The organism is Micromonospora ureilytica (assembly GCF_015751765.1).
GTDB lineage: Bacteria > Actinomycetota > Actinomycetes > Mycobacteriales > Micromonosporaceae > Micromonospora > Micromonospora ureilytica.
Window position 1 is genome coordinate 5,649,356 of record NZ_JADOTX010000001.1, and the last position, 18,153, is coordinate 5,667,508.

20 protein-coding genes are annotated in these 18,153 nt (G+C 71.6%); 12 read left to right on the top strand and 8 right to left on the bottom strand.

Features of this window, described 5'->3' with window-relative positions; all coding sequences use genetic code 11:
- Window positions 1-98 precede the first annotated feature (98 nt).
- The 5 genes from IW248_RS25835 to IW248_RS25855 all read right to left on the bottom strand — a co-directional run bounded on the left by IW248_RS25835 (window position 99) and on the right by IW248_RS25855 (window position 3,877).
- Window positions 99-821 carry a CDP-alcohol phosphatidyltransferase family protein gene (locus IW248_RS25835; RefSeq protein ID WP_196929020.1) on the bottom strand — a complete coding sequence of 241 codons (723 nt, stop codon included), beginning with the start codon at window positions 819-821 and terminating at the stop codon, window positions 99-101.
- Window positions 796-1,863, bottom strand: coding sequence for an iron-containing alcohol dehydrogenase family protein (locus IW248_RS25840; RefSeq protein WP_196929021.1), 1,068 nt, complete (start codon window positions 1,861-1,863; stop codon window positions 796-798). The genes IW248_RS25835 and IW248_RS25840 overlap by 26 nt, the downstream gene beginning before the upstream one ends.
- Complete coding sequence (locus tag IW248_RS25845) at window positions 1,851-2,582, bottom strand: phosphocholine cytidylyltransferase family protein (RefSeq protein WP_112583845.1); 732 nt, start codon at window positions 2,580-2,582, stop codon at window positions 1,851-1,853. The genes IW248_RS25840 and IW248_RS25845 overlap by 13 nt, the downstream gene beginning before the upstream one ends.
- A gap of 78 nt (window positions 2,583-2,660) precedes the next feature.
- Complete coding sequence (locus tag IW248_RS25850; protein ID WP_196929022.1) at window positions 2,661-3,431, bottom strand: hypothetical protein; 771 nt, start codon at window positions 3,429-3,431, stop codon at window positions 2,661-2,663.
- Complete coding sequence (locus IW248_RS25855; RefSeq protein WP_196929023.1) at window positions 3,428-3,877, bottom strand: NUDIX hydrolase; 450 nt, start codon at window positions 3,875-3,877, stop codon at window positions 3,428-3,430. The genes IW248_RS25850 and IW248_RS25855 overlap by 4 nt, the downstream gene beginning before the upstream one ends.
- 112 nt (window positions 3,878-3,989) lie before the next feature.
- On the opposite strand from IW248_RS25855, the gene IW248_RS25860 reads away from it, so the two are divergent.
- From IW248_RS25860 to corA, 4 genes are all read left to right on the top strand, one after another.
- Window positions 3,990-4,382 carry a CBS domain-containing protein gene (locus tag IW248_RS25860; RefSeq protein WP_124821422.1) on the top strand — a complete coding sequence of 131 codons (393 nt, stop codon included), beginning with the start codon at window positions 3,990-3,992 and terminating at the stop codon, window positions 4,380-4,382.
- 81 nt (window positions 4,383-4,463) lie between these two features.
- On the top strand, window positions 4,464-4,922 hold the full coding sequence (locus IW248_RS25865) for an ester cyclase (protein WP_112675404.1): 459 nt from the start codon (window positions 4,464-4,466) through the stop codon (window positions 4,920-4,922).
- Between the two features lie 106 nt (window positions 4,923-5,028).
- Complete coding sequence (locus tag IW248_RS25870) at window positions 5,029-6,123, top strand: aminotransferase-like domain-containing protein (protein WP_124821421.1); 1,095 nt, start codon at window positions 5,029-5,031, stop codon at window positions 6,121-6,123.
- Window positions 6,124-6,447: 324 nt separating this feature from the next.
- A complete protein-coding gene (corA, locus tag IW248_RS25875) occupies window positions 6,448-7,602 on the top strand; it encodes a magnesium/cobalt transporter CorA (protein ID WP_196929024.1) in 1,155 nt (384 codons plus the stop codon).
- A 96-nt stretch (window positions 7,603-7,698) separates the two neighbouring features.
- Here the strand turns inward: corA and IW248_RS25880 are convergent, their stop codons facing one another.
- Entirely contained in the window at window positions 7,699-8,478 is a 780-nt protein-coding gene (locus IW248_RS25880; RefSeq protein ID WP_196929025.1) for a hypothetical protein, read from the bottom strand.
- A gap of 84 nt (window positions 8,479-8,562) precedes the next feature.
- On the opposite strand from IW248_RS25880, the gene IW248_RS25885 reads away from it, so the two are divergent.
- Window positions 8,563-9,093: a peptidylprolyl isomerase gene (locus tag IW248_RS25885; protein WP_124822481.1), complete on the top strand. Its 531-nt coding sequence runs from the start codon at window positions 8,563-8,565 to the stop codon at window positions 9,091-9,093.
- A gap of 91 nt (window positions 9,094-9,184) precedes the next feature.
- Window positions 9,185-10,096 (top strand): rhomboid family intramembrane serine protease, encoded by a 912-nt coding sequence (locus tag IW248_RS25890; RefSeq protein WP_196929026.1) that lies wholly within the window; start codon window positions 9,185-9,187, stop codon window positions 10,094-10,096.
- Between the two features lie 68 nt (window positions 10,097-10,164).
- Here IW248_RS25890 and IW248_RS25895 read toward each other — a convergent pair whose 3' ends face one another.
- Window positions 10,165-10,590 (bottom strand): PH domain-containing protein, encoded by a 426-nt coding sequence (locus IW248_RS25895; RefSeq protein ID WP_196929027.1) that lies wholly within the window; start codon window positions 10,588-10,590, stop codon window positions 10,165-10,167.
- 146 nt (window positions 10,591-10,736) lie between these two features.
- On the opposite strand from IW248_RS25895, the gene IW248_RS25900 reads away from it, so the two are divergent.
- The 6 genes from IW248_RS25900 (at window position 10,737) to IW248_RS25925 (ending at window position 16,494) form a co-directional block, all read left to right on the top strand.
- Window positions 10,737-11,909 (top strand): thiolase family protein, encoded by a 1,173-nt coding sequence (locus IW248_RS25900; protein ID WP_124822478.1) that lies wholly within the window; start codon window positions 10,737-10,739, stop codon window positions 11,907-11,909.
- A 55-nt stretch (window positions 11,910-11,964) separates the two neighbouring features.
- Entirely contained in the window at window positions 11,965-12,978 is a 1,014-nt protein-coding gene (locus IW248_RS25905; protein ID WP_196929028.1) for an aminoglycoside phosphotransferase family protein, read from the top strand.
- 111 nt (window positions 12,979-13,089) lie between these two features.
- Window positions 13,090-13,596, top strand: coding sequence for a hypothetical protein (locus IW248_RS25910; RefSeq protein ID WP_196929029.1), 507 nt, complete (start codon window positions 13,090-13,092; stop codon window positions 13,594-13,596).
- 90 nt (window positions 13,597-13,686) lie between these two features.
- Window positions 13,687-14,379: a response regulator transcription factor gene (locus tag IW248_RS25915; protein ID WP_124822475.1), complete on the top strand. Its 693-nt coding sequence runs from the start codon at window positions 13,687-13,689 to the stop codon at window positions 14,377-14,379.
- The gene (locus tag IW248_RS25920; protein ID WP_196929030.1) at window positions 14,372-15,838 is read left to right on the top strand and encodes a sensor histidine kinase; all 1,467 of its coding nucleotides are present in this window, start codon (window positions 14,372-14,374) and stop codon (window positions 15,836-15,838) included. The genes IW248_RS25915 and IW248_RS25920 overlap by 8 nt, the downstream gene beginning before the upstream one ends.
- 56 nt (window positions 15,839-15,894) lie before the next feature.
- On the top strand, window positions 15,895-16,494 hold the full coding sequence (locus IW248_RS25925; protein ID WP_196929031.1) for a hypothetical protein: 600 nt from the start codon (window positions 15,895-15,897) through the stop codon (window positions 16,492-16,494).
- A gap of 39 nt (window positions 16,495-16,533) precedes the next feature.
- Here the strand turns inward: IW248_RS25925 and IW248_RS25930 are convergent, their stop codons facing one another.
- On the bottom strand, window positions 16,534-18,135 hold the full coding sequence (locus IW248_RS25930) for a ricin-type beta-trefoil lectin domain protein (RefSeq protein WP_196929032.1): 1,602 nt from the start codon (window positions 18,133-18,135) through the stop codon (window positions 16,534-16,536).
- Window positions 18,136-18,153: the final 18 nt, after the last annotated feature.

The following is an 18,153-nucleotide window of genomic DNA, read 5'->3' on the forward strand; positions in this document are numbered from 1 at the left end:
CAAGATCTGCGCAACATCAGGGATGTTGGGGTCTCCCGGGCGCCGGAGGCAGCAACTTCGGGGAAGTTGGGCGGATCTTGCGGGCGGGCGCGGCTGGGTCAGCGCAGGGAGGCGCGGGCGGAGAAGGCGATGCTGGCCAGCAGGAAACCGCCGTTGACGACGGTGAAGGCGACCATCACCCAGAGGACCAGCGCGGGGGCCACGGCGAGCACCAGGGCGGCCACGAAGATCACCGCGCCGTAGTCGCGGACCAGCTTCACCAGGCGTACCGGCAGCGAGGTCGAGGTGACCATGCTGGCCGCGTTCGGGCCGGCCTGCATTACCGACGTCACCAGGTTGACCATCCAGGTGCCAGCGAAGGTCGCCACGAGCCAGCTCGGCGTGGACGGCTCCTGCGCCACGGCGGTGGCGGCCAGGGCTGCCACCAGGGCGATCTGCGCGGCCACGTCGCAGAGCACGTCCACGCGGGCGCCGGCCGCGCTGCCCTGGCCGGTCACCCGGGCCAGTTGCCCGTCCGCGCAGTCCAGGGAGTACGCCACCTGCCAGCCGATCAGGGCGAGCAGGCCGACCACCCAGGCCGGTACGTCCCCGGCGGCGACCGGGCCGGCGAGCGCCACCACGGTGACCGAGGTGGCCAGCCCGAGCACCAGGTTGGTGATGGTCAACGCTGTCGGTCGCAGCCCGAGCCGCTGGGCGACGAGCGCGAAGACGGCCCCCAGCCACTGGCTGATCGACTCGCTGAACAGGCCGCCGCCCCGGTTCACCCGGTGGAAGTCGGCGACGGTGGGACGGGGGTCAGCCAAGCTGGTCGCGGATTGCACCGGCGTAGTCTGCCAGCCGCTCCCGCGTCTCGGTAGGCGACAGTGCCAGGTGTTCGAGGATCGTGTAGCGGTCCGGGCGGGTACGCGGCGCGAACTGCACCGCCTCGATGAACTGGTCGTCGGTGAGCGCCACCTCGGCGGGGAGCCGGGGAAGACCGTGCCGGGCGAGGCAGGCCGACATTTCCCGGAAGCGGCGGAGGTCTCCGCGCAGCCAGGTGCAGAACAGCGCGCCCAGCCCGGCCAGCTCGCCGTGCGAGGCGGTCCCCGGGAAGAGCGAGTCGACCGCGTGCATGATCTCGTGGCAGCCGCCGCTGCACGGCCGGCTGGTGCCGTCGACAGCCATCGCCAGGCCGCTGGAGATCAGCGCCTCGGCGAGGACGATCACGAAGGCGTCGTCGCTCATGTCGCCTGGGTGGTTGAGCACCGCCTCGGCGCCCGCCCGCGAGAGCGAGGCGGCCAACCCGTCGACCGGCTCACCGCGTACCTGCCGGGACAGCTCCCAGTCGGCCAGCGCGCTGATGTTGCTGATCACGTCGCCGATGCCGGCCCGGTTGTGCCGGTCCGGGCCGCTCTCCACGAAGTCCAGGTCGACGATCACCCCGATCGGGATGTGCACACCGTAGGAGCCCTTGATTCCGTCGGTGATCAGGCTGGCCACCGGGGAGGCGATCCCGTCGTTGGCGAGGCTGGTCGCCACCGACACCATCGGCAGCCCTCGGCGGGTCGCCGCGTACTTGGCCACGTCGATGGTCTTGCCGCCGCCGATGCCGACGACAGCGTCGTACGACCGGGCGCGGAGTTTGCCGCCCAGGTCGTCGGCGGCGTCCAGCGTGCCGCCGGAGACGGTGAACACGTCCGCCGAGCGCAGTGACGGTCGGATCAGTTCCGCGATCTGGGCGCCCTGACCCGGGCCGACCACCACCGCGACGTCGCCCCCGGAGGAGATCCGCCCGTCGGCCAGGATCGCGCCCAGGTCGGCGACCGCCCCGCGTCGCACGTCGATGTGCAGCGGGGTGAGGACGCTCCGAGCTAGTAGCGGCACGCGATCTCCCGCGCGCGGGCCAGGTCGGCGTGGTTGTCGACCTCGACCCACGGGACGTCACCGATCGGTGCCGCCCGCACCTCCCCGCCCCGGTCGGAGAACTCCTGGTAGCCGTCCTCGTAGTAGAGGTTCGGGTCCCGGCGCCAGGTCGCCTCCAGCGCGTCGGCGAGGGCGTCGGCGACCTGCGGCTCGATCAGCGTCGCGCCGATGTACTCCCCGTACGCCTCGCCCGGGTCCATGATCTTGGTGATCCGGGTCAGCTGGCCGGCGGCGTCGAAGGTGGTCTTCATCTCCTCCTCGGCCAGCGGCTTGAGGGTGTCCACCGCGAGCAGGATGCCCGGGCCGCGTTCGGCCAGCAGGGTCTTCTCGATGCTCACCGGGTGCACGGTGTCCCCGTTCACCAGCAGCACCCCGCGCGCGAAGTACTCCCGGGCCAGCCAGAGCGAGTAGGCGTTGTTCCACTCCTCGGCCTTGTCGTTGTGCACAAGGGTGAGCGTGACCCCGTACCGCTTCTCCAGGTCGGCCTGCCGTTCGCGGACCGCGTCGGCCGCGTAGCCGACGACGATCACGATGTCGGTGAGCCCGACCTCGGCGAGGTTGCCCAGCGCGATGTCCAGGATCGTCGTCTCACCGTCCACCGGCACCAACGCCTTGGGCAGGGTGTCGGTGTACGGGCGCAGCCGTCGTCCCGCTCCGGCCGCGAGCACCATTCCGATCATCGCGACATCCTCCCTCGTCCTGCTCCCGTCACCGCTGGAGGATAGCCCCGGCCGGGTGCGCCGCTCCGGCCAACCGGGTCAGCCGGGCAGGGCCGCCAGGTCGGCGAGCATCATCAGGCGCTCCTCCGCGCTGAGCGCGGCGTACGGGCCGGCGGCCCGCCGGTCGGTCTCCAGCTCGATGGCGAGCCGTTCGGGGCTGGCCGGGAGGGCGGCGATGCTCGACGCGGTGTGCCCGGCGGCGGCCCAGGCGGCAGCGTGCGCGTCGGCCCGGTGGTGGCGCAGCGTGCTGAGCCGGTTGAGCAGCAGCACGCCCGACGGGGTGCCGTCCGGCTCGTACGGGGGCGCCAGCGCGGCGAAGGCCGACCCGCCGCTCGAGCCCTCCTCCTCGTCGGCCAGCACGAGGGCGTACGACAGCAGTCGGCCGAGCAGGGCCACCAGCCGGGCCACCCGGTCGTCGTGCCCGGCCCACAGCTCCTCGGTGACCTCGGCGTGCACCTGGTACAGCTCGCCGAGGAAGGCGGCGCCTCGCTCGGTGGCGGAGAGCGCGCCGTCCGGGCCGCGGTAGATCATCCCGTGTGCCACCTGCTTGTCCACGGTCCGCCGGCAGGCCACCGGGTCCTGGTAGCGGGTGATCGCCGCGAACCCGGGCCCGTCGACCGCGCCACCGGGTGCGGCCAGCCGGGTGCGCAGGTCGACCAGGAAACCTGTCGCCGTGATTCCGCCGTAGCGCTGGGACAACTCGGCGCCACCACCGTCCCGGCCGGCCAGGATGCCGGCGCGGAAGGTCCGGTCCACGGCCGGCGCGAGCAGCCCGGCGATCCGGTGGGGCGCCAGTTCGACGGTGTTCACAGACCGATCGACCGCAGGACGGCGAAGCCCTCCTCCGCGATCCGTCGGATCAGCCCGTCGTTGACGTCGCGGTGCTCGTCGAGCACTGTCACCTCGTGCTCGGCCAGCCAGCGGTACTCGGTGTGCTTGCCGGCCTCCAGCGCCGGGCGGTCGAGGTCGCCGTCGACGCGGACCAGGAAGTCGTACTCGGTCCGGGCCAGGCCGTCGTCGCCGACGTAGCTGTACTCGCCCACCTGACCCAGGACGTGCGAGAGGACCCAGCCGGTCTCCTCGGTGATCTCCCGGCGTAGTGCCTCGTCGATGTCCTCACCCGGCTCCAGGTGGCCTCCCACGATGTCCCAACAGTTGGGAAAGAGGCGTCGTTGTGGTGAGCGGCGCTGAAAGAAGATGCGGCCGTCATGGTCGACGATCAGCGCGCCGGCGCAGCGCAGGGGCTCGGTGGACACCACCCGACAGTAGCCAGCGTCCGCAGCATGTGCGATGCCGCTCTTGTCCCGGAAACATCCACCGACCACCATGTCCGTACCGAATGCCACCGTCCCAAAGGGGTGATGCGTGATGCAGGTACGGGATGCGATGTCCAGCCAGGTCCTCGTCGTCGGTCCGGAGCACACGCTCCGCCAGGCGGCCCGGATGATGTCGGCCCGTGGTGTCGGGTCGGCGGTCGTGATCGACCCGGACTCGGAGGGCGTGGGGATCATGACCGAACGCGACGTGTTGAAGGCCATCGGCGCCGGCCTGGATTGCGACGTGGAACGCACCGGTGCCCACCTGACCTGGGACGTGGTCTACGCGGGGCCGGAGTGGACGGTGGCCGAGGCAGCCGCTGCGATGGCCCGGGGTGGGTTCCGGCACCTGGTGGTGCTGGACGGCCGGGAGGTGGCCGGCGTGATCTCCGTCCGGGACATCATGCGGGTCTGGTCGGAGAGCCAGGCGGTCGCCACGAGCTGACCGGGTGGTGTGCCGGGCCGGATCGATGGGTAAGCATCCCTCACGGGCGCGGAGATGCCGTGGCCTGTGGGGGAGGTCCCGATGCGCGACGCGGAGCGGCTGGTCGAACAGCAGTACGCCATGCTCCTGCGCCGGGACGTGGCCCGGCTGCCGGATCTCTACGCCCCGGAGGCGTTCTACGCCATGCCGGGGGTGACGGTCCGTCCGATCGAGCTGCCCGCGCTGCTGCGCACCTGGACCGGCGCCTTTCCGGACCTGCGGATCGACCCGATGGGCGCGGTCCGCACCGGTGGCGGCGCCGCCGTCGAGCTGCGCCTGACCGGCACCCACACCGGCACCCTGCATTCGCCGTACGGCACCGTCGCGCCCACCGGCCGCCTGGTGAGCTGGGAGGTGGCCGACGTGGTCCGGGCCCGCAAGGGTCGGATCACCGCGTGGCGTTCCTACTTCGACTGGAGCCAGCTCCTCGACGCGCTCGGCGTGCAGCTGGAGGGACTTTCCCGGGCCGCGCAGCACGACGCGCTCGCCCTTCCGGTCTGATCTGCCGCCGACCGGAGGAGTGGGGTCACCCGACCCGGTGGCTCAGGATGCGGACATCGCCGTGCCGTCCGCGCGTTCCCCACTGCCGCCCGTACGCTCAACATCCATGACCGCCGAGCAGTTGATCTCCTTCGCCCGTGGGGCTCCCTCGCTGGACATCGTCGATGTCGAGGGGCTCAAGGCCGCCGCCGTCCGCGCCTTCGACGCCGACCCCGCAGGGGTGACGGCGTACGGCACCTCCGTCGGGTACCTTCCGCTGCGAAAGTGGATCGCCGAGAAGCACGGGGTCGAGGCCGACCAGGTGCTGGTCACCAACGGGTCGCTCCAGGCCGACGCGTTCCTCTTCGACCACCTGGTCCGCCCCGGCGACGCGGTGGTGGTGGAACGCCCGACGTACGACCGGACGCTGCTCAACCTCCAGCGGATGGGCAGCGAGTTGCACGGAATCTCGGTCCAGCCGGATGGCCTGGACACTGCCGAGCTGCGCAAGCTGCTGGAGTCCGGGGTGCGGCCGCGGCTCGCGCACGTCATCCCGAACTACCAGAACCCGGCCGGCATGACGCTGTCCCTGGAGAAGCGCCGGGAGCTGCTCGACCTTGCCGCCGAGTACGAGTTCACGATCTTCGAGGACGACCCGTACGCCGATGTCCGTTTCCGTGGCGAGGCGCTGCCGTCGATGCTCTCGCTGGACACCCGCAACGTGGTGGTGCATGCGTCGAGCTTCACCAAGACGGTCTGCCCGGGTGTGCGGGTCGGTTACCTGGTCGGCCCGGCCGACCTGATCGCCTCGATCGCGAAGAACGCGACGAGCCTCTACATCTCCCCCGGCATGGTGTCCCAGGCGATCGTGCACCAGTTCTGCGTCTCCGGTGACATCGACCGCTCGATCGAGACGGTCCGGGCGGCGCTGGGCGAGCGGGCCGGGGTGCTCGCCGAGTCGTTGCGTCGGCACCTGCCGCAGGCCCGGTTCGTGGAGCCCGACGGTGGCTATTTCCTCTGGGTGGAGTTCCCGGAGGACGTGCTTGTCGACCGGCTCGCCCCGGCGGCGGCGGAGCGCGGGGTCGCCGTGGTCAAGGGCAGCGACTTCATGCTGGACGGCGGTCGGCACGCTCTCCGACTGGCCTTCTCGGCGGTGACCGCCGACCGGATCGACGAGGGTGTCCGGCGGCTCGCGGAGGCCGTCGAGGCCGTTCGCAGCTGAGTTAACTGTCGGGTTCCCGACAGAACGGCGATACCGGCCGCCCCGAGGCTCCCCTCCGGGCGGCCGGCTGGCCCACAATGCTGCGAGCGTCACCCCGTCAGCTGCGGAAATCACCGCCCGGCCTCCCAGCCGGCCCGCCCGGGTTGACGCGGCAGCATCACCTCCCGCCCCCACAGGTGCCGGGTGGGCCGTGTCGTCCCCGCACACCCCCCGATGCGGCCCGGCCCACCCGGTGCCGCCCCCGCCACGCGACCGCCGTCACACCGGTCCTCGACCGCGGTCGGCGTAGCCTGCAAGCCGCAGCTGAGCGCGGGAGGTGACGCGATGACGGATCGGACAGAGCGGGACCGGACGGCACCGTCGACCACCGGTCGGGTCCTGCGCCCTCGGGCGTGGCCCTCGCCGGTCCGGGCGATGACCCGGATCCTCAACGCCGACGGCTCGCCGCCCGCCCCGGCCCCGGCGGGCCCGGGCACCGGCCGCAGCGCGGTGGTCGACTGCGCGCTCTACGTCGACGGCAAGCGGCAGCCCGGCGATTGGACGTACGCGGAGGCGCTGGCCGCGGCCCGCCGCGAGGAGCACGGCTTCGTGTGGATCGGTCTGCACCAGCCGGAGCTGGCCGAGATGACCGCCATCGCGGAGACCTACGGCCTGCACGAGTTGGCCGTCGAGGACGCGGTCAAGGCCGAGCAGCGCCCCAAGCTGGAGCGGTTCGGCGACGTCGTCTTCCTGGTGCTGCGCACCGCCCGTTACTGCGAGCACACCGAGCTGACCGAGAACTCCGAGGTCGTGGAGACCGGGCAGGTGATGCTCTTCATCGGCCCGAACTTCGTGATCAGCGTCCGGCACGGGGATGCCTGCCGGCTCGCCCCGATCCGCGCCGACCTGGAGACCAAGCAGGAGTTGCTGCTGCACGGTCCGTGGGCGGTGGCGTACGGGGTGACCGACCGGGTGGTCGACCTCTACCTGGAGGTGGCCGACCAGATCGAGGACGACCTGGACATGCTGGAGGCCGAGGTCTTCGATCGGCACGGCCACGGGCGGATCCAGCGGATCTACCAGATGAAGCGGGAGCTGGTGGAGTTCAAGCGGGCGGTGGTGCCGCTGCAACGGCCGCTGATGACGCTGACGTCCCAGGTCAACCGGGACGTGCCCAAGGAGATCCGCAAGTACTTCCGGGACGTGCAGGACCACCTGAGCCGCACCGTGGAGCAGGTGAACTCCTACGACGACCTGCTGAACTCGATCCTCCAGGCGCGGCTGGCCCAGGTCACAGTCGACCAGAACAACGACATGCGCAAGATCGCCGCCTGGGCCGGTATCGCCGCCGTCTGGACCGCCATCGCCGGCATCTACGGGATGAACTTCGACAACATGCCCGAGCTGAAGATGACGTACGGCTATCCGGTGGTGTTGGCCCTCATGCTCGGTGTCTCGCTGGCCCTCTACCGCTGGTTCCGTCGCAACGGCTGGCTCTGACCGGAGGCCGAAGCTGTGCGCACCGCCACCTGACGCGGAAGCGCCGACGAGCGGGGGTGAACCCGCTCGCCGGCGCCCGATGCGCTGTTGCTGGCGTCAGCGGCGGCCGTTGGTGCGGGCCGTGTCCTTGCCCAGCGCCTTGGTGAGGTCGTCGGTCGGCCGACCGGAGACGTCCGTGGCGCCCTCGGCGACCGACGGGACCTTCTCGGTCGGGCGGACACCTGTCTGCTTGGCCGGGGCGGTGGTGCTGGCGCTGGAGCCGCCGGCCACCGCCGAGCTGCCCGCGCCGGTCATTCCCGCCGCGCCGGACATGGCGGAACCGTCGGACCCCCGGGTGGCGGACGGCGTACGCACCTCGATCGAGTCGACCTCGTCGCGCATCGGCTCCAGGGTGCTGCGGGTCGGGTCGTACTCGGCCCACTCCTGCTGCTCCCGGCGGCGACGCAGCGCGACAGCGCCGGCCAGACCGGCGATGGCGCCCGCCGCCAACAGGCCGGTCATCATCGAGCCGCGACGACGCGGCTGCTTCTTCTTACCGGTGATCCGCATGGTCTTCGACTTGGCCTTCCTGGTCAGCGGCCCTGCCTGCGCGGCCCCGTCACGAGCAGCCGCCGCCAGCGGTGCCAGCGTGGTGAGAGTCGTCCCCCAGCCGGTCGCCGCGCGGTCGCGTACCTTCACCGCGGTCGGCCCGACGTAGCCCCGGGCCACCTGGACCCGCGGGCCGACGGTCGCGCCAGCACCCTTCGCGGCGTGGTTGGCTGCCTGCATCAGGTGGCTGATGCTCTGGTTCAGTTCGGCCTTAGCCAGCTGCCCCTGGGACTTACGCCGCCCGAATCCAAACACGGTCCTACCTCCTGGGAGTTGTTCCTTCGTCATCCTCCACCTTCGGATGCCTCCGCGATGCCAGATCGGGCACATGGGAGGATCCGCATGGAACTGACCAACGAGTGAGGAGTACCCGTGGCCGAGGCTGTCTACGCCACCCTGCACACCAACGCTGGCCCGATCCGGCTGGAGCTCTTCCCGAACCACGCGCCGAAGACCGTCCGTAACTTCGTCGACCTGGCCGAGGGCAACCGTGAGTACACCGACCCGCGCACCGGTCAGCCGGGCAATGGTCCGTACTACGACGGCACCATCTCGCACCGGGTGATCAGCGGTTTCATGGTCCAGATGGGCGACCCGACCGGGACCGGTCGGGGCGGACCGGGCTACAAGTTCGCCGACGAGTTCCACCCGGAGCTGCGGTTCGACCGTCCCTACCTGCTGGCGATGGCGAACGCCGGACCGGGCACCAACGGTTCGCAGTTCTTCATCACCGTGTCCCCGACGCCGCACCTCAACAACCGGCACACCATCTTCGGCCAGGTGGCCGACGAGCAGTCGGTGAAGATCGTGGATTCGATCGCGAGCACCCCGACCGGTCCGAGCGACCGTCCGCTCCAGGACGTCGTCATCGAGCGGGTCGAGATCGAGCGGTCCGCTTCCTGAGCGACAAGCGAGGTACCTTTGCTCGCATGATTGAGCGCTCCGGAGCACGGCCGGTGCCGGTAAACCGTGTGGTGGGCGGAGGGTCGGCCCGGTGAGCGAGTCTCCGCCGACCACCCCGGTCTGCTACCGGCACCCCGGCCGGGAGACCTACGTCCGGTGCAGCCGCTGCGACCGGCCGATCTGTCCGGACTGCATGCGCGATGCGTCGGTCGGGCACCAGTGCCCGGAGTGCGTCAACGAGGGGCGTCGCAGTGTCCGGCCGGCGCGTACCGCCTTCGGCGGCGGTACGGCCGGTCGGCACGGCTATGTCACCAAGGCGTTGATCGCCGTGAACGTGCTGTTCCTGCTGGTTTCCATCGCGTCCGCCCGGGGCGGGGACGCGGCGGTGGGTGGCTCCGGCTTCGGCGGCCTGATGGGTGGCAGCACGCCGCTGACCGAGTGGGGTGCGGTGCTCGGCCGCGCCTACCTCTCCGACTTCACGCTCGGCGGGATCGCCGAGGGCCAGTGGTACCGGCTGGTCACCGCGATGTTCCTGCACTACGGCGTGCTCCACCTGTTGCTGAACATGTGGGCGCTGTGGGTGCTCGGCCGGTCGTTGGAGGCCAACCTCGGGCGGGTGCGGTTCGCCGCGCTCTACCTGATCGCGGGCCTCGGCGGCAACGTGGCCGCCTACCTGTTCAGCAGCCCGCGGGCGGCCACCGTCGGCGCGTCGACGGCCGTGTTCGGCCTCTTCGCCGCGCTGATCATCATCGAGCGCCGGTTGGGCCGGGACATCTCCCGGATCATCCCGATCCTGGTGATCAACCTGGTGTTCACGCTGGCCGTGCCGGGCATCTCCATCCCTGGGCACCTGGGCGGGCTGGTGGTCGGCGCGCTGATGGCGTTGGTGCTCGCGTACGCGCCGCGTGGTCGGCGGACGCTGGTGCAGGTCGCCGGTGCGGCGATGATCCTGCTGATCCTGCTCGCGCTGGTGCTCTTCCGCACCGCAGCACTGCTCACCTGACGGCTCGATCGAGATCTTGGAAGGAAGGTGCCCCCAGAGGGGCGGTTTCCTTCCAAGATCTCGGGGTGTCAGGAGCGTTGGGCGGCGCGCAGTTCGGCGGCTACCTCTTCCGGGGTGGTGCCCAGGTCGTAGCGGCTGAAGAGGTGCAGTGACTCGCCCGCGTCGATCTCCAGGACCTCGGACGTGAGCCCCAATCGCGGTCGACGGTCCACGGTGATCGCCTCGATCGCCGGCCAGGGCAGCAGTCGGCGACCAGCGAACCCGCGGATGACTGTGAGTCCGGTCGGATCAACAGCCAACCGGACCGGTGCGATCAGGTCGCGTACCGCCCAACCGGCCAGCGCGGCGGCGGCCAGGACGGCCAGCGCCAACCGCACCGGGTCGCCGTCGGCGAAGAGCAGCCCGAGCGCGATCAGCAGAACCGCGCCCGCCAGTTTCGCCGCCGGCAGGCTTGCCGGGACCCGCCACTGCCGTTCCGGGGAGATCTCATCCACCCGCCCAGCATGCCAGCGGTCCGCCGGATCGCAGCCTCGCGCTTCTAGCCACCACTACTCCATGATCGACACGGAAGGGTCTGGGGCAGTGCCGTGGGCGCCGGACGACGTAGGATCGGGGCAGCCCAAGTTACCGGGGAGTAAACATGAGTGACGCGGTCATCGTCGGCGCGGTACGTACCCCGGTCGGGCGGCGCAAGGGCAGCCTCGCCGGCGTCCACCCGGTCGACCTCTCGGCGCACGTGCTGCGCGCCCTCGCCGAGCGCACCGGGCTCGACCCGGCCCAGGTCGACGACGTCTTCTGGGGCTGTGTGTCCCAGGTCGGCGAGCAGTCGTGGAACATCGCCCGCAACGCCGTGCTCGCCGCCGGCTGGCCCGAGACGGTGCCCGGCACCACGGTGGACCGGCAGTGCGGCTCCAGCCAGCAGGCAGTGCACTTCGCCGCCGCGACGGTGCTCTCCGGCCAGGCCGATCTGGTGGTCGCCGGTGGCGTCGAGTCGATGACCCGGGTGCCGATGGGTTCCAGTGTGGCCGGCGGCATGCCGTTCAGCGATCAGCTGCGCGCCCGGTACCGGGGCGTCGAGGGCTTCGCCGACGACGCGCCGCTGCCGTTCAACCAGGGGGTCGGGGCCGAGCTGATCGCCCAGCGGTGGCGGCTCTCGCGTACCCAACTGGACGAGTTCGCGCTGGCCAGCCACGAGAAGGCCGCCGCCGCGCAGGACGCCGGCGCGTTCGACCCGGAGCTGACCCCGGTGCCGCTCGCCGATGGTGGCAAGTTCGCTGCCGACGAGGGCATCCGCCGGGAAACCTCGCTGGAGAAGCTGGGTGAGCTGGCCACCCCGTTCCGGGCCGACGGCGTGGTGACCGCCGGGTCCGCGTCCCAGATCTCCGACGGGGCCGCGGCCCTCGCGGTGACCACCTCCGACTGGGCCAGCCGGCACGGTCTGCGCCCGCTGGCCCGGATCCACACCGCCGTGGTCGCCGCCGACGACCCGGTCACCATGCTGACCGCCCCCATCCCGGCCACCGCGAAGGCGCTGCGCCGCGCGGGGCTGGGCATTGAGGAGATCGGGGTGTACGAGGTGAACGAGGCGTTCGCCCCGGTGCCGCTGGCCTGGCTGGCGGAGACCGAGGCCGACCCGGAGCGGCTCAACCCGCGTGGCGGGGCGATCGCCCTCGGTCACCCGCTCGGCGGCTCCGGTGCCCGGATCATGACCACGATGCTCCAACACATGCGGGACAACGGGATCCGCTACGGCCTGCAGACCATGTGCGAGGGCGGCGGCATGGCCAACGCCACAATCGTCGAGCTGGTCTGACGCGGGGCGGGAAAACTCCTCGCCTCGGCGCGGGAGGGCCACCTAGGGTGCCAGCGTGACGACGATCGCCGGCGAGCACGCCCCCGACTGGTCCAACGAGCAGTGGCAGCTGCGGGCCCGATCCTGGGTCGACGCGCAGTTGAGCCGGGCCGGCCGCCGGGTGACCGGGCTGGTGGAGCCCCGGGTGCGTCCCTGGTCGCTGGTGTGGCGGGTGCCCACCGACGACGGCCCGGTCTGGTTCAAGGTCAACAACCCGGGCACTGTGCACGAGGCGGTCCTGATCGCGGCGCTCGCCGAGTTGACGCCCGACCGGGTGCTGACGCCGATCGCTGTGGACCCGGCGCAGGGCTGGTCGTTGCTGCCCGACGGTGGCGAGTCGTTACGTGACGTGCTGGCGCGTGACCCCGATCTGGCGCACTGGGAGCGGGCGCTGCCGGGGTACGCGGCGCTGCAACTGGCCAGCGCGTCGCGCGCCGACGAGCTGGTCGCCCTGGGTGTGCCGGATCAGCGTCCGGAGGTGCTGGCCGGCCTCTTCGTCGAGCTGCTCGACGATCACGAGGCGCTGCCTATCGGCGCCGAGGGCGGGCTCGGTGCGGAGATGCACGAGCGGCTGCGGGCCGAGCTGCCGTCGTACGCGCAGCGGTGCCGCCGGCTCGCCGACCTCGGCATCCCGGCGACCGTGCAACACGACGACCTGCACGACGGCAACGTCTTCGCCGGCGACGCCGGGTACCGCTACTTCGACTGGGGTGACGCCTCGGTGGCGCACCCGTTCGGCACGCTGCTGGTGACCCTGCGCTCCATCGGGCACGCCAGGAAGCTCGCCGCCGACGACGTTCAACTGGTTCGGTTGCGCGACGCGTACCTGGAGGCGTGGACCGACAGGTACGACCGCCGGACCCTCGTCGAGGCCGCCGACCTGGCGATCGGCCTGGGGCCGGTGAGCCGGTCGCTGTCCTGGCGTCGAGCACTGGACACCGCCGAGGAGTCCCGTGCCGAGTACGCCGACGCGGTCCCGGGCTGGCTGGAGGAGCTGTTCGCCGCCAGTCCACTTCAGCCCAACTCCTGACCATGATCCGTCGGAGTCGGAAGTCGGACAGGCTGTGCGACAGGCGGCGTGGAACTTCCAAAAGTCCCGCGTGACCCACGTCACCCCGCTAAGGACGTCGTTGGGCAGGTCATGGACGTCTTCTCCCGAACGTTCCTCCCGGCCGCCGCAGAGGCTGGCCTGGCCGTGCAGACGGTGAGCCGGCACATGCCGGTCTTCCGGCGCTGCGTCGGCTCCGGTGACGCCACCATCCTGGTCACCCGTTGCAGCCGCCCCGACCGCCCGGTCACCGGCGACTACCTGTTACTGCTCACGCACCGCCGCCTGGTGGTGACCCAGCAGACCCGCCTCCTGCACCGACTGCGCCTGCACCTCAACACCGAGTTGCGCGAGCTGAGCAACGTCACCTGGAGCCCGGACCCTCGGCTGCAGTCGGTCGAGATGGCGGCCACCGCGATCGACGGGATCCGTGAGCGATTCCTGATCCGGACCAGCCACCCGAAGCAGGTCTGGCAGCTCGACGCATTGCTCAACCAGGCGTTCCGGACCCGCCTGCGGCCGCCCGGAGCGCGGGTCGTCGCCAGCATCGGTGACACACCGGCCGTCGCGCGGCCCGGGATCTTCGCCCCGTCCTGGTGAACTGACACCTCAGCGGGTGTCGCCCCGCCTTTACCGAACTCGAACACGCACCGATCGCGCCGAGCCCACCGGGTCGGCAATCATGGGCCGGTGACAGTCGAACCACCGCATCGCGGGCTCGTCCTCGTCGTGGAGGACGAGCCGGCCATCGCCGACCTGGTCCGGCTCTACCTCACCCGGGACGGGTTCGGCGTCCACCTGGAACGTGACGGCGAGGCCGGTCTGAGCGCGGCCCGCCGGCTGCGCCCGGTGGCCTGCGTCCTGGACATCGCGCTGCCGGGCCTACCCGGCACGGAGATCTGCCGCCGACTGCGCGAGGCGGGCGACTGGACTCCGGTCATCTTCCTCACCGCTCGGGACGACGAGGTGGATCGGATCGTCGGCCTGGAGTTGGGCGCCGACGACTACGTCACCAAGCCGTTCAGCCCACGGGAACTGGTCGCCCGGGTGCGCGCGGTGCTGCGTCGATCCGCAGGCGGCCCGGAGGGCGCGGACCGACCACGTGTCGTGGGCCCGGTGACGCTCGACCCGGCCCGCCGCACGGTAACCGCCGCCGGCGCCCCGGTGCAGCTCACCTCCACCGAGTTCGACCTGCTGGCCCACCTGATGGCCCGCCCCGGCCGGGTCTTCACCCGGGAGGAGCTGCTGGCCGGGGTCTGGGGCTACGCGGCGCACGCCGGCACCCGGACGGTGGACGTGCACGTCGCCCAGGTGCGGGCGAAACTCGGCCCGGCGAGCGTGATCCGGACCCATCGCGGCGTTGGATACGCGGTCGATGCCTGACCACACCGGGCACGTCGAGTCGCCGACCATGGCCCTGCCGGTGGTCGGCGCCACCCCACCGGCCGCACCGCGACGAGGCCGATTCGGCCGTACGCTGACCGCCCGCGCGGTGCTCGTCACCTGCGCGGTGGCGCTGGTGTCGGTGCTGGTCACCGCCATCGTCGCGGTGCCGTTGGCGATCCGTGGGGCGGAGCGCAGCGAGCAGGAGGCGCTCGCCGCCCAGGCCCGGCTCGCGGCCGAGGTGCTGCGCACCCGCCTCGACCGGGGTCGCAGCGCCGACGAGGAACGGCTCATCCAGCAACTGCGTGACCAGGGCATCGACGCGTACCTGATCCGGCGCGGGGTGGTCGACCGGGCAGGTCTGCCGCCGCGGGTGGTGCAGCGGATCGGGCAGGGCCGCAACGTGTCGGCTCGTCGCTCGGTCAACGGTGCGCGGGCCCTGGTCGAGGGTCGGGCCCTGCCCGGCGGCAACGGGGTGGTGCTCTCCCGTCCCCTGGCCAACGGGCTGTGGGCCCGGGTGCTGCTCAGTCTCTGGTTGCCGCTGCTGGCCGGGTTGACCGCCGGTGTGGTGGCCGGGCTGCTGCTGGCCCGTCGGCTGGCCCGGCCGATCCGGGTCGCGGCCACCGCCGCCGCACGTCTGCGCGCCGGTGACCGCGCCGTCCGGGTGCCGGTCGAGTCGCCGGACGAGGTCGCCGACCTGGCCGAGGCGTTGAACGGGCTGGCTGCCGCGCTGGCCACCAGCGAGGGTCGACAGCGGGAGTTCCTGCTCTCCGTCTCGCACGAGCTGCGCACCCCGCTGACCGCGATCCGGGGATACGCCGAGGCGCTCGCCGACGGGGTGCTCGGTGCCGACGACACGGTGGACACCGGTCGGACGGTGCTGGCGGAGGCCCAACACCTGGACCGGCTGATCGGTGACCTGCTGGCACTGGCCCGGTTGGAGGCCGCCGACTTCCCCCTCGAACCGGTGCCGGTGGACCTGACCCGACTGGCAGTGGACGCGGAGCCGACCTGGTCCGGTCGGTGCGCGGCGGTGGGCGTGCCGTTCCGGGTGGAGACGCCCGGTCAGCCGGTGCCCGCGTACACCGATCCGGGGAGGATCCGGCAGGTGCTGGACGGGCTGCTGGAGAACGCGCTGCGGGTCGTACCCCCGGGGTCGCCGGTGGTGCTCGCGGTTCGGCCGGCCGGCGCGGACCCGGCGCACGGCGGCGTGTTGGAGGTCCGCGACGGCGGGCCCGGCTTCACCGACGACGACCTGGCAGTGGCCTTCGAACGCGGCGCGCTGCACGAGCGGTACCGGGGGGTGCGCAAGGTGGGCAGCGGGTTGGGGTTGGCGCTGGCCGCCGGGCTGGTCCGCCGGTTGGGCGGGGAGATCGCCGCCGGGCACGCGCCGGAGGGCGGTGCCGCCTTCACCGTCCGGCTGCCCGGTGATCCTTACCTGACCCGAACGTCGGCCTGACGCTCCGCTCGTCGTTCCCGGGAAGGCTGAGGGCTCCACGGACGAGAGGGAGAGTCATGCCACGTTGGGGTATCGCCACCGGCACCACGGCACTGCTCGCGGCTGTCGCGCTCGGCGTCAGCGGCTGCGGCGCGGCCGAGGTGGCCAGCCAGCCCGCCCGGGACGTCGCCGTCGAGGTCGCCGCCGCCATGGGTGTCGAGGGTCAGGCGCTGACCGCGATGGGCTTCGACGCCGACGACCTGGACGTGCGGACCATCGCCGCACCGGCCACCCCGACGCCGGGTGCGTCCCCCAGCGCGAAGGAGAAGGCCCGGGAGAAGCGCGGCGAGGAGTGGCGCAAGCGCCGCCAGGCCCGCGTGCTGCTGCGCAAGAACACCCTGCACGGTGAGGCGGTGGTGAAGACGAAGGACGGCGGTACGCAGACCGTCGCCGTGCAGCGCGGCGAGGTGACTGCCATCGACGGCGACTCGATGACCGTCAAGTCCACCGACGGCTTCACAATGACCTGGACCTTCGGCGACGACCTGCGGGTGGTCGAGCGGCGGGCCACCGTGCAGCCGAGCGAGGTCAAGGTGGGCGCGACGCTCGGCGTCGCCGGCGCGAAGGATGGCGACAAGGGAGTGGCCCGGCTCGTCCTCATTCCCCACGCGAAGTGAGCGAAGGGGCCCTGGTCGACACCAGGGCCCCTTCCCTCATCAGTAGACGCGGGAGCCGACGAAGTCGTCGTGGCCGTAGCCCACCGGGTTGGCGGCGGTGCGAGCCTCGAACGACCACTGCTGCCGGGTGCTGCTGGAGCAGTTCGCCAACCGCAGGCGAGAGCTGCCCAGCAACGGGTTGTCGAACGCCACGCAGAGGTTGTTGGCGCTCGCCGGCCTGATCTGGTTACCCGCGAAGACGAACTGCTGCGCGCCGGTGCCGTTGCAGTCGTAGATGTTGACAGCGGTGCCGGCGGTCATCGAGCTGTTGGCGACGTCCAGGCACCGGTCGTGGGACAGCTCCGAGTGCAGCGACCGCCGAGCCGAGTCGTACCAGAAGCCCTGGTTGCGCCCACCGTGGCAGGAGTACGGCTGCTGCGCGGTGCCGTTGCGGGAGTCGTACCCCTTGCCGTCGACGCAGGTGCCGGTGGCGAGGTTGCGCAGTTGCTTGAACTCCAGCAGCCCCGGGTAGAGCACGCCACCGCCGGTGCTGGCCGGGTCGACGCAGCTGGCCCGCGTCTGCCCGGAGTTCCAGAACTGGGTGATGCACTGGGCGAACATGCCGTGCCCACGGGCGTTGGGGTGGAACGACTGGCGGGCGGCGTTCTCGTTCCAGATGCCGACCTCGATGTAGAGGCCGCGGACCGAGGTGTTGTCGGTGCACACCTCGTGGCCGTGGAAGAGGCGGCTGGCGTCCAGGTAGCGGGTGCCGGTGTTCGCCGCAGCCGACCGCAGCGCCGACTCGAACATCGGCACCGCCTTGTTCCGGGCGAAGGCCGCGTCGGCCAGGTAGAGCAGACAACCGCCGGAGTACCAGCCGGGGAAGTTGGGGTTGTCCTCCACGTCGGGGCTGCCGGGGCTCGGGTACGACATCAGCACCAACTCGTAGTCCGACAGCAGGTAGCCGGCGTTGGTCATGGTCTGCCGGATGTCGGTGAGCGCCGACTCCACTGCCTGCCGGCTGCCGTCGGTCCGGATCGTCCACTGGTCGGTGTAGGTGGGGTAGCAGGCGCCCTGGAAGGTGACCCGGCGGATGGCGCAGTCGGTGGCGACCGGACCGAACTGGATGGTGCCGTCACCGTTCGCTCCGACCACCACCCAGATCAGCTTCACGTGCGTGTTGCGCGCCTTGATGCCCAGGTAGTCGCCCTGGTTCAGCTCGTTGTGCTGGGTCGGGCCGCCGGCGATCAGGTTCCAGGGGGTGGCGCCGGAGCAGGCGATGTTGTACTGCGCGTCCGACGTGATGCCGGTGCGGAACACCGCCTGGTCGTACGAGCGGTCGCACCAGTTGCCGTCCTGGTGGGTGCCGGGGACGTAGTTGCCGACCCCCTCACCGGAGATCTCGCTGTCACCCATGGTGATCAACGCGGTGCGACGCTGTTCGATCGGGCGGATCGTCGGGCTGCCGTAGAGGGCTGTCGCCTCGGCGGCACGGACGGCTTCGAGGTTGGCGGGGAGCGGTTGGACTGTGGGTCGGTCGGCGGCGCTGGCGGGGGTGGCTGGTCCGGCGAGCATCGGTAGGACGAGAGCGGCAACGGCGACGACGACGGTGGTGGCCCGTCGTCGGGTCGCGCGTTCGGGCCTGGCGGGGATTGCAGGCATCGACGCACTCCTTTCGGC

Excerpts from the sequence above, each read along its gene's own strand:
- IW248_RS25880 (WP_196929025.1), bottom strand. The coding sequence starts at position 8,478 with ATGACGAAGGAACAACTCCCAGGAGGTAGGACCGTGTTTGGATTCGGG.
- IW248_RS25920 (WP_196929030.1), top strand. The coding sequence starts at position 14,372 with ATGCCTGACCACACCGGGCACGTCGAGTCGCCGACCATGGCCCTGCCG.
- IW248_RS25910 (WP_196929029.1), top strand. The coding sequence starts at position 13,090 with ATGGACGTCTTCTCCCGAACGTTCCTCCCGGCCGCCGCAGAGGCTGGC.
- IW248_RS25845 (WP_112583845.1), bottom strand. The coding sequence starts at position 2,582 with ATGATCGGAATGGTGCTCGCGGCCGGAGCGGGACGACGGCTGCGCCCG.
- IW248_RS25925 (WP_196929031.1), top strand. The coding sequence starts at position 15,895 with ATGCCACGTTGGGGTATCGCCACCGGCACCACGGCACTGCTCGCGGCT.
- IW248_RS25860 (WP_124821422.1), top strand. The coding sequence starts at position 3,990 with ATGCAGGTACGGGATGCGATGTCCAGCCAGGTCCTCGTCGTCGGTCCG.
- IW248_RS25865 (WP_112675404.1), top strand. The coding sequence starts at position 4,464 with ATGCGCGACGCGGAGCGGCTGGTCGAACAGCAGTACGCCATGCTCCTG.
- IW248_RS25900 (WP_124822478.1), top strand. The coding sequence starts at position 10,737 with ATGAGTGACGCGGTCATCGTCGGCGCGGTACGTACCCCGGTCGGGCGG.
- IW248_RS25870 (WP_124821421.1), top strand. The coding sequence starts at position 5,029 with ATGACCGCCGAGCAGTTGATCTCCTTCGCCCGTGGGGCTCCCTCGCTG.
- IW248_RS25930 (WP_196929032.1), bottom strand. The coding sequence starts at position 18,135 with ATGCCTGCAATCCCCGCCAGGCCCGAACGCGCGACCCGACGACGGGCC.
- corA (WP_196929024.1), top strand. The coding sequence starts at position 6,448 with ATGACGGATCGGACAGAGCGGGACCGGACGGCACCGTCGACCACCGGT.